Genomic DNA, 9,981 nt, shown 5'->3' with positions numbered 1-9,981 from the left:
TTTACTTCGCTTCCTGATGAGGACTCGGTGGTGTCCCTTAACCAGTCGGGAAAGCACGCATTAGGCAGTAGAATTAAACAACAGGACTTACGCCATAGAAGGGGACAAAGACGGAAGGAATTGTATGCGTGCAGGGAACAACGATCGTTGTTCCCTACGAATTATGGAGGCTGAATCGCTTGTCCACGGCGATTTTTGGGATTATTTGCCTTTGATCTCTTCCCAGTCTACTTCATCTTCGTCTTTGGAATCTCTCTTCTTGTCGCCGTCGTTATTCCTGCCTCTGCCACCGCCACGACTACCTTGACGTTCTCGTCGGATTGCCTCTAGCTTCCGACGACGTTCTTCCGGTGAGGCGGTGCGTAACCACTCGCGCAGCGCGTCGCGCTCCTGATTAGCCCCACGCCGTCCTGCTCTTTGAGCCCGGCGTTCATTACCCGGACCTTCTGCGGAAGCTTCAGAGTTTCCGCCTCCACCTGGTTTTTCTCCTGAACGGCTTGAACCGCTGAGAAACTGCATTGATTCCGCTTTGAGCGTTACAATGTTATCTGAGGCTTTGAGGCTCACCTGATTCGCTGCAATGTTTTCGACAATTGCGTCGCCAACCTTCTCTCCTTGGGCTACATAATAGAGTTGGCTGGATTTTCGTTCCATCACGAGAGCTTTTGCAACCGTTCCTCGTGTGCCAATCCATGTGGCGACCAATGCGTATTCCGGATCTCGGTTTGGTCTTTGCCAACCCAGTGGACGGAACAGGTTATTTTCGATGATAACGCGATAGAAATCTCCACCGCTTTCTCGTGCTTCAACTTCCTTCCGGTCCACGCGCTTTTTCTCCTGCGCATACAAGGGGTGCAAACTGAAACACAACACGCTCATAGCACAGCACATCAATACAACAGTGTACGGACGACGCATTTGAATCTCCTCTCTGGCGCATCGTTAAAATTTACGGCTCAACCCTTAGACGCCGATGCCCTCTTTTTGTTCAGAAAAATTTTCTGATTCTTTTGGAATTGTCGTAAGCTAGCAGTTACTGCGCGAATGACATTTTCCCGGTTGACGTGACAGCTTAAGTTCTGATACCCTTTATCGGATCGTACATTGAACAGATTCACAGCCGGAAGGAAAAGAGAGAAAAATGATAGATAAGAAATACCTGCTCACTGATGAACAGATGCGGCACTTCATCGTTAACGGCTATGTGATCGTCAACACAGACCTCCCAGAGAGTTTTCACGATTTCGTTTACGATCAGACCGAAATAGTGTTTGAAAAGGAGGGCAATCCGGGGAATAACTTGTTGCCCAAAATCCCTGAGATTCAAGCGGTTTTCGATGAAAAACAGGTTATCGGGGGGTTGATCAGTGTTTTGGGTGAAGATTACTACATGCAGCCCCACCGCCATGCTCATTTTAACCAACCACAGAGTGAGGGGCAGCGGATGCACCAAGATAGCGGTAAAGAATGGTCGCATCACACTCGAAGATTGTTGGTTTTCTACTATCCACAGGATACGCCTCTGGAACTCGGACCCACGGCAATCGCTCCGGGGAGCCACTACTATAATACCCCTGACGGCGCAACCGCCAGTAACGAATTTCCAGTCTGTGGCAAAGCCGGCACGGTGGCGATTGTGAATTACGATCTTTGGCACCGCGCTATGCCGAATCATACCGACAAGAACCGTTACATGATGAAGTTCCTCTTTGCCCGCATGTCGGAGCCACAATCCCCTTCATGGAACGGCGTAGAGACTGAGTGGGATCAGCTCGAACCGATTGGTAACGATACACATCAAAAGATGTTCCGGCATGTTTGGGATTGGCATTATGGGAAAACCAATGGGGATATGCCAAGTTACGGTCGATCGATGGAATCTGTGCCGGAACTGATCGAAGGGTTGGGAAATGGTTCTGAGTCAAAGGGTCTCAGTGCTGCTTATGCGCTGAGCGAATTTGGAGAGTCAGTGGCGTCTGCGTTAATGGAAGCGTTCGAGAACGAATCCGAGGCAATACGTCGAAATGCGTATTATGCGTTGAGTGCGATAGGTGCCCCTGCGGTTGACCCGCTCATCGGTAGCTTAGAACATATAGATGCACAGGTTCGTGAGATCGCTGCGGAAGCGTTGGGTGATATTGGTTCTCCCGCACAAGCCGCCGCTCCGGCATTGGTGGCGGCGTTAGAAGATGAATCGGAGAGAGTTCGTTTCCATGCAGCGGAGGCGTTAGGGACAGTCAGTCAAGGAGAGTCAACAGCCATCCCTGCATTAAGCGCAGCACTACGGGATGAGAATGAACGGGTTCGGCAGGATGCAGCTCTTGCATTGGCGCGGATTGGTCCTCACGCAGCGGATGCCGTCAGTGCGTTGGAGGCGGTATTTTCTGATGGAAATATGTATGTTCGCGGCGATGCGGTTCATGCCTTGTATCGCATCGGTACGCCGGAAGCACGGGAGGTTCTACTTCAATTTCTGATGAGGACGCGCTGGTGCTCCGTGACCGACCGAGTAAGTAGGTCTTAGGCGACGGTACTGTGTATTTTCCAACTGCGTTTCAGGTAGGGAGATACCGTGTTTGGTTCATGTTAAAAGAAAGTGCAAAACACCAAAAGCGTAAAACGTGATTCGTAAAGCGTGAAAGCACTTTGTTCATTGATTCATTAACAAACGAGTGAACTCATGAGCTCAATCGGTTTCGGTTGCACCATTTCTTTACATGATCCCCGTGTTTTTGCGATTGGATTGGTGCTTGTAGTGGCAATTTCAATCGTTGTTAGGACAATGCGGTAAACAACAGGGAACTGTCCCTTAAGTGAGGTGTGGAGTTACTACAAATGCGAACTTCAAAATTAGGCAATTTGACTTTGGTAGATTAAAAAGGTAAAATCTATGACTTAACCCCGCTCAATTTCTACTCCACCGAATAATACAAAAGGAAATAACAATGCAAATCAATTTTCAGAAAGTAATAGATCTCTCTTACACAGTCGATGAAAACAGCCCACGCGAGCTGCCGATTGACCCTGTCAAGATCTACGACACAGCAACAATCGACAAGGATGGGTACTTTGAAAGCCGAGTAGATTTATCCGGGCATTGTGCCACGCACATTGATGTGCCTTGCCTGATGTACGCTGAGGGATTCACCGTCGCAGAAATTCCGCAAGACAAATTAACTGGAGCTGCGGTGCTGATAGATCTGTCAGAAGTGAAGAAACCGGGCGATGCTGTGACAGCGGAAGACATCGAAAAATGGATCGCCGACAACGGTGATATTCCACCAGACAGCATCGTTTTTATACGGACCGGCATGGATCAGTATGCGTACCAAGATAGTTTCAACCGTCAATGGATTGGGTTCAGCGAAGATGCAGCGAGGCTGCTTGTTCAGAAAGAGATCAAAACGATTGGAACGGACGCCTGCAGCATCGACTCGATGGCTGGACATCCGCCGCAGCATGACGGACTACCACCCGCCCATCTCGTTTTTCTGGGGGCTGGTATCCCGCAGGTCGAAGATCTCTGTAATCTGAGTGAACTGCCGACAAACTTTCACGTGGCGATTGCGCCGATGAAATTAGCACGGAGTTCCGGTGCCCCGACCCGCGTCTTTGCGTTTGTTTGAGTGTAACCGTTCTTCTGAAAGCGGATAAAACATAGACATGAAAATTCAGACGGTCGGCATCGAATTGGAAGAAGCAGACCGGAAAGCATATCGCGACCAAGGGTTTTGGATTGGCCCCCAGTTATTCGATGACGCGGCGGTAGAGCAGCTGCGTGATGCGGTCTATCGCACCATCTGCGGTGAGCGAGATTTCGATTCGATGCACTGGGGACAACCACCGAAATTCGATCCGCAAAGTCCGAAGTTGGCACATGTGGTCAACGGTTGGTGGGTGAACGCCAAAATCCGCGAATTGATCCGATCCAATGAGATTGGCTATCTAGCTTCCGAACTGATGGGGGCTCAGGAGGTCCGTCTGGTGCATGACCAAGTCCTCTACAAACCGGGGGCCGGTTCCGAGTCGGCGGAAGTTCCGGATGGCAATGTTGGCTGGCATCAGGATGCTGCCCACTGGACCATGTTCAACTCTACCACCTTCTGCACGGCTTGGATTGCGCTACAGGATACCGATCTGTCCAACGGAAGTATGTGTTTTGTTGAGGGGTCACATAAATGGGGATTGATTAGAGACGCTGCTGGCTTTGCGAATAAGGATCTACACGCTTCGGAAAAAAGATTTTCTCAAGGTGACCGGCGGTGGATGGAAACGCCTTGTATACTCAAAGCGGGTCAAGTCAGTTTCCATACGGGGTTGACCTTTCACGGTTCAGGCCCCAATCGGACGGATGCACCGCGCCTCTCGATTGCGCTCAACATGATGCCCGGTGGAACGACCTATAACCAGCATGGCAGAGATAATCTGATTGGTGCCCAACTCGGACCCTATGTGAAGCACGGCGACCCGTGCACAGATCCCTTCTTCCCCAGAATTGGTCCCCCCAGCGGTGCCGATTAACTAGAGCGTGTTGACATTTAGGTATGGTAGGGGTGAGCTTATCTCGCCCATTTTCAAGCAGTTTATGATAGATTTTAGAATTACTTAGATACTCCCGATACACAGCCAACCCCCTAAATCCCCCTTATCAGGGGGACTTTTGAAGCTTCACCAAGGTTGGAGTTATTGGCAAATGTCCACTTATTTGTCTCATTCACCATAGTTTACAGAGGTGTGGATATCTGATATAATATGTGGTCATGGCTTACGCATCTCCTATTGCAGTTCCTCGCCCGTCCCCCTAGTATGACTTGTCCCGACTTGTCCCGATACATCGGGATGGATCGGGGCAGGCTGGAATGAAACGGGATCGGACTTGCCCCGCATTGGCACTGAAGTGTCGAACTACCAAATCTCAACGTTTAACTGCGTAAGTCGGAAGGAGATTTATTATCATGAAAATGAGACGATTTTCAACCTTCTATTTCGGTCTACTATTGTGCTACTTCTATTTCCTGGTAACGGGTATAAGCGTTGCCGATCAGCTCCCTGAAAAAGAGAAACAGGTTGATGTGATTACCAAACGATATCCGTCAACTTTAGAGGAGAAGGAGAAAACGGTTGATGTGAGAAAGGTGGCTCGCAATCTACACAATAAAGAGATGTATGGGGAAGCACGTAGGGCTTTGGTCTTCTCGGATAACGCATACCTCTCCTCCAGCACGGTGAATTTATTAAAATCCGCGCTAAATGATAACTCCGTTGAAGTGAGAACGCGTGCAATCTCCTTACTGAAGTTTTCCAGGAATCCCGAAGCGATCCCCCTTCTTGCCGATCGCTTGCAGAACGATCCATCTTCGAGGGTGAGAAGTTTAGCAGCAGCATGCTTAGGGAAGCTGGCAGGGGACGCGGCGGTTCCTTTGTTAAAAACTGCTTGGACTGAGGACAAAAACATTAGTAGAGGAGTAATTTACGGATTAGGATATGCTGGTGGCACTGCTGTTCCTTTCCTGATTGGGAGGTTGAAAGAAAAAATAGAAAAGAACGGTAGTGCGATATGGCTCATTAACCTTTTGGGCTCGACTGGTGACAGAAGGGTGATTGAGCCTTTTCTCGATATCATATCACGTCCCACCTCTGCTTCCGATGTGCAATTGCAGGCGGTAAGGGTGCTAGTGGACTTTGCAAATATGCCTGACTACGCTCGACTCCTGAAGTATCACGCCGAATTTTCGGCAATTGACGTCATGAGACCACCAGAGAGTCGAAGGGTCAACATGGCGGATCGAGTCCAAATCCTTGAGTTCCTGAAGAAGATTATAGAAAGTGAGCCAGAGTACAAAGTGGCACCCAAAACAGGGTGGGTAGGGATGCCCATAGGGTCGACAGGGGAGAAACCGGTGATTCAAGCGGCTTATGAAGGAGTAGAGCTGATTGAGAGCAGTATGGCACTTTTTGAAAAATATGGGCCAGATTACTGGAACTCCTGGGAAAAAGTTTTGCTGGCTGAACCGAAATAAGAAATCAGTAGCGATGGCAAAAAATGATATTCACCGTCCCTGAATGAAACGATTTTCACCTTTCTTCTATCTCAAACAGTGGGTATGTAGGCTTTTGTTATAGTTTCTGCTGATTATACAAAATCGAACGGGCTCCAACAAAATATCAGTAATGGATCAACCCCGATTGGGGCGGTATCTGTTCCGATAAATCGGAATTGATACTGCGCTGGTCGGGTTTTTTTGTGTAAGGCTCCGGTTCGTGGTGCCGTAGTGGATTGACAAATTGGCTACTGCCTCGCAAAGATGGCTTGGATATGTCTATCCAAGCCGAGCGATAGGGCTATTCAGTTTTCGGCTTTTTAACCATTTTGCTTGAAAAGTTGCAACCGGGAGATTGGGCTATCGGGATTTGGAAATCCCTCCCACAGTGAAGCCAACCCCCCTAGCCCCCCGCAAGCGGGGGGGAATGAAGGGCAACTGCAAACGGCGATAAGAACGCGCAATGAATTGCGCTACTACGAACGGAAATCTGTACCCACGCACAACGACCTAAGTCCCGCCCTCGATGTACAGATTAGGCAATCTGTACCTACGAATAATGACCTAAAGCCCTACCCCCCTTGTCAGGGGGGAATGAAGAGGGACTTTGGCAAATGTCCACTTATTTGTCTCATTCACCATAAATGACCCTAAATGAAAAAAAATCGGCATTGCGACATGGTGATAAACATGATAAACTAAATATATCGGACTACGAGCAGGTGATTGCGTCACTTGAATCGTTTCGTCAGAAGCACCGTTATGGACTTTATATCTTTAAGATTCAGAATCATCGGATAGTGGCGGTGGAGGGACAGCCGAAGATTTTTGGTCAGCTGTAGGGTCACAGCTTGGTGCAGGAAGCCTCCTATAGTTGCTGGTTTAACAATTTAGAGAATTAACGAAGGTCAAACCTTAGTGAAGGACGACACCTTTTTCTAGCTGAGGCTTGACCTTTTTTTTGCTCACAAGATGCTCGTGTTTCAGGCCTTGGGTGGGGATTTGACAGATCTTTTCTCGGTGTTTGAGGTGCTAACGGACGCTGAAAAATTGGTCGATTTTGAGGATAGATACGGGTTGATTATTGGGGGCGTTCGATGCGAAATTTAGGGAGCATCAAACGAACTTTGGAGATTAAGATAGATTGGCGTCGGTGGTGACAATTCCACACGGCTTAAACAGTAGTTAGCAAAGGAGAAATACGATGCGGTTTCCATCAATGGTTAGAAGACTAAGAAACACGCAGGGCGGCGGCACGAGGTCTACCGCCGGAAGCGGGTCTACATCCTATAACGAACCGCCTGTTGCTGATGCTGGAAGCGATCAGATCGTATCTCAAGGCGACACAGTCCAGCTCACTGGTTCGGTTTCAAATGCCCCTGCCAGCGTTGTGCTCAACTGCAAATGGACTTTTGGTGATGAGACGAATCCCACAGCGGTCGGCAATGGGATGACGGCGTCTTACACCTACACTACGCACGGCAATAAGACCGCCAGACTGACTGTCAGTTACACTGATACTAACGGCAAGCTAGTCGAAGCGAGTGATGACGTTATCATAACGGTTATAGAGCTCACTTTGGAGGGGCCTGCGACAGTGACGAGAGGTGAGACCGCGAAATATACGGCAACGGTAAAGCCCGATGGACTGGAGCCAACCTTTAGCTGGGAATTTACGGATGCGGAAGGAGATGGGCTGCCAATCCCGGGGGATACCGGAACACGCAATACTTGGATCGGGGCAATGGCTGTGAGTGGTACTGTAGAGGTTACAGCCTCTGTTAACAACGAGGATTTTACGAAATCCCTTGAAACTACGGTACAACCTAGGGAGTGGGAAGATACTTTTCCTGAGCCCCCGATGGAACCAGTTGATGGATATGGTACGTTAGAGCAATTGCCGGAAAGTGCCGGCGATTTAGGACACACAGTGGCCCCAGGCACAACAGGCTTTACGATACCAACCGCAAGCGCTAGCGGCTCATTGATAACTTCTGGCCCAAATAATGGCTGGGTATATATTAAGAATCCCCCTCTTGGAGAAGATGCTTGGGATATGGAAATACATATAAGTCCTGCCCTAACCAATGAAGACCACCCGTTTTATAGGCATAATGCAAACCGAAATCGACTATTACCAGATGGGAGAAGATTCCCATTTTACATGGAAAAGCTGCATCAGTCTGTACGTATTCATGAAGGAGTTGAAGAAGATCCAGATGGACACTATAAAAGCCATATGGGTGAAGGGTTTGACCAGATAAGTAATGACCCAATAAACCCTTGGGCGGAGGATAAGGTCAAATATCAGAATACGGGCGGGGTTGCTCAAAAGTTCATTGATCAAATCCAAATGGATTTAAACACAAAACTAGAGAGGGTTAGAACAAAATTTGAGCGTCACCCAGTCTCTAAGTATTTTGATCCGGATCCACGCCGTAGGTTTGAGCGTATACCTCCACCTAATTTCGAGTACTAGTACTCAATCAGATAAGTGTCGAGATGTGAATCTCGACCTATTTACAGCATTTGCAGGATTGGCAACAGTAAAATGTTAGTTGACAAACAACGGATTTATGGTATCGTACTAGCATGATTGATGTTTGTTTAATCCCTGTTTCTGCTGCAACAAGACCTTCAGAAGAGTAACGTAATGCAGGTGCAAAATGGATGTGCTGATAGAATTGAAAGGTCTACCGCATTGTAGTTTTTTTTGGCTTATGTTAACGCAAGTTGCTAGGTTCCGTTAACATTTTTTTGTGGACGTCCGAATCTGTCATCGATTGAACCGAGAATTTGTAATACTATGGAGAAATGAACCATGTTAAGACTGTTTTTGTGGGTCACACTGTCTGCTCTATTCGCTTTTCCTTCCATCTTAGAAGCTTTTTATGTAAGAAGGTGTTGGGAGGATCATTCAAAACTTCCAATGAAAACACATGCTCAGAAATTCGTTGAAGACTTATCTGCGCCAAGGGATCAGCGGATCAAAGCAATGGAGTGTCTCGGCTTTTACGGTAATGAGGGTGTGCCAATTTTGTCGAAGGTTCTTGAACGTGGTTCAAACAACTTCGATTCAATTTCTGCTGTTGAGGCACTAGGGCGAATCCAAGATAGAGGCGTAATGGAACCGCTGCTTCGACTCCTCGGCAATGAAAGCAAGGGTGGTCAGCAATCTAGGGCTGATTGGAATTCCACTTCCTCTATAAAATTTAAGCCTCGCTTAAAAATCAGAGCCGTTGAGATATTGGGCCAATTGGCTATGACCTCTCTAGAGGAACCTAACCCCCAGCCTGCTATAGTGACAAAAACAGTAGAACGTTGGATAATTAAAAGTAATTTTGTAGATGACCCCATTTCGTTTCGGGTTTGCGGGGGGTATCACTCTAAAGGAGAACTTCTCCGACGGGATGAAATAGATAGGATCGCTGAGGTCTTGAGGAAGATTGCAGAAAGTGAGCCCGAGGACACAACTGAGCGGGCGAAACGGGTGATTCAAGCGGCTTCTATAGAATTAGAGCGGATTGATAGACGTATGAGGCTTCTTGAAAAATATGGACCAAGACCGAAAAAAGCGTCGAAGTCTGAGTCCAAATAGAAAAGAGAAAAAGGCAGGCCTCGTTCGATTTCTTTCGTAGATAGCGACGGCAAAAAATGACATTCACTGTCCTTGAATGACAGCCCCTGAGACAATCCCCATGCTTCAGCTTTGGGAGTAGGTCAATCGTTTTGCTAGTAGCACCGTTAGCGGAGGGTCAGCCGAAGATTTTTGGTCAGCTGTAGGGTCGAACCTTGGTGAAGGAAGCCCTAGGCTGTGTTTTAACAATTAAGTAGTAGGGTCTTATGCTAGTTACTATGGCAGAGGAAAAGCCAACTCTTTAATCTGTAAACACGCCTCTTTTTTGGATAGCTGATTCAGATAAATAGATAGCGTATGAGC

At 47.9% G+C, this 9,981-nt stretch carries 7 protein-coding genes; 6 read left to right on the top strand and 1 reads right to left on the bottom strand.

Annotation, left to right across the window (positions count from 1 at the left end):
- Positions 1–201: 201 nt before the first annotated feature.
- Complete coding sequence (locus J4G02_16025; GenBank protein MCE2396072.1) at positions 202–825, bottom strand: hypothetical protein; 624 nt, start codon at positions 823–825, stop codon at positions 202–204.
- Between the two features lie 316 nt (positions 826–1,141).
- Between J4G02_16025 and J4G02_16020 the strand changes: the two genes are divergently transcribed.
- The 6 genes from J4G02_16020 to J4G02_15995 all read left to right on the top strand — a co-directional run bounded on the left by J4G02_16020 (position 1,142) and on the right by J4G02_15995 (position 9,639).
- A complete protein-coding gene (locus J4G02_16020) occupies positions 1,142–2,524 on the top strand; it encodes a HEAT repeat domain-containing protein (protein ID MCE2396071.1) in 1,383 nt (460 codons plus the stop codon).
- A 421-nt stretch (positions 2,525–2,945) separates the two neighbouring features.
- Positions 2,946–3,626: a cyclase family protein gene (locus J4G02_16015; GenBank protein ID MCE2396070.1), complete on the top strand. Its 681-nt coding sequence runs from the start codon at positions 2,946–2,948 to the stop codon at positions 3,624–3,626.
- A 37-nt stretch (positions 3,627–3,663) separates the two neighbouring features.
- Entirely contained in the window at positions 3,664–4,521 is an 858-nt protein-coding gene (locus tag J4G02_16010) for a phytanoyl-CoA dioxygenase family protein (GenBank protein MCE2396069.1), read from the top strand.
- A gap of 434 nt (positions 4,522–4,955) precedes the next feature.
- A complete protein-coding gene (locus J4G02_16005; GenBank protein ID MCE2396068.1) occupies positions 4,956–6,020 on the top strand; it encodes a HEAT repeat domain-containing protein in 1,065 nt (354 codons plus the stop codon).
- Positions 6,021–7,245: 1,225 nt separating this feature from the next.
- The gene (locus J4G02_16000; GenBank protein MCE2396067.1) at positions 7,246–8,520 is read left to right on the top strand and encodes a PKD domain-containing protein; all 1,275 of its coding nucleotides are present in this window, start codon (positions 7,246–7,248) and stop codon (positions 8,518–8,520) included.
- Positions 8,521–8,862: 342 nt separating this feature from the next.
- Positions 8,863–9,639: a HEAT repeat domain-containing protein gene (locus J4G02_15995; GenBank protein ID MCE2396066.1), complete on the top strand. Its 777-nt coding sequence runs from the start codon at positions 8,863–8,865 to the stop codon at positions 9,637–9,639.
- Positions 9,640–9,981 lie beyond the last annotated feature (342 nt).

The sequence above is a fragment of the Candidatus Poribacteria bacterium genome, from assembly GCA_021295755.1.
GTDB lineage: Bacteria > Poribacteria > WGA-4E > WGA-4E > PCPOR2b > PCPOR2b.
This window is presented reverse-complemented; position numbering and strand designations above follow the sequence as displayed.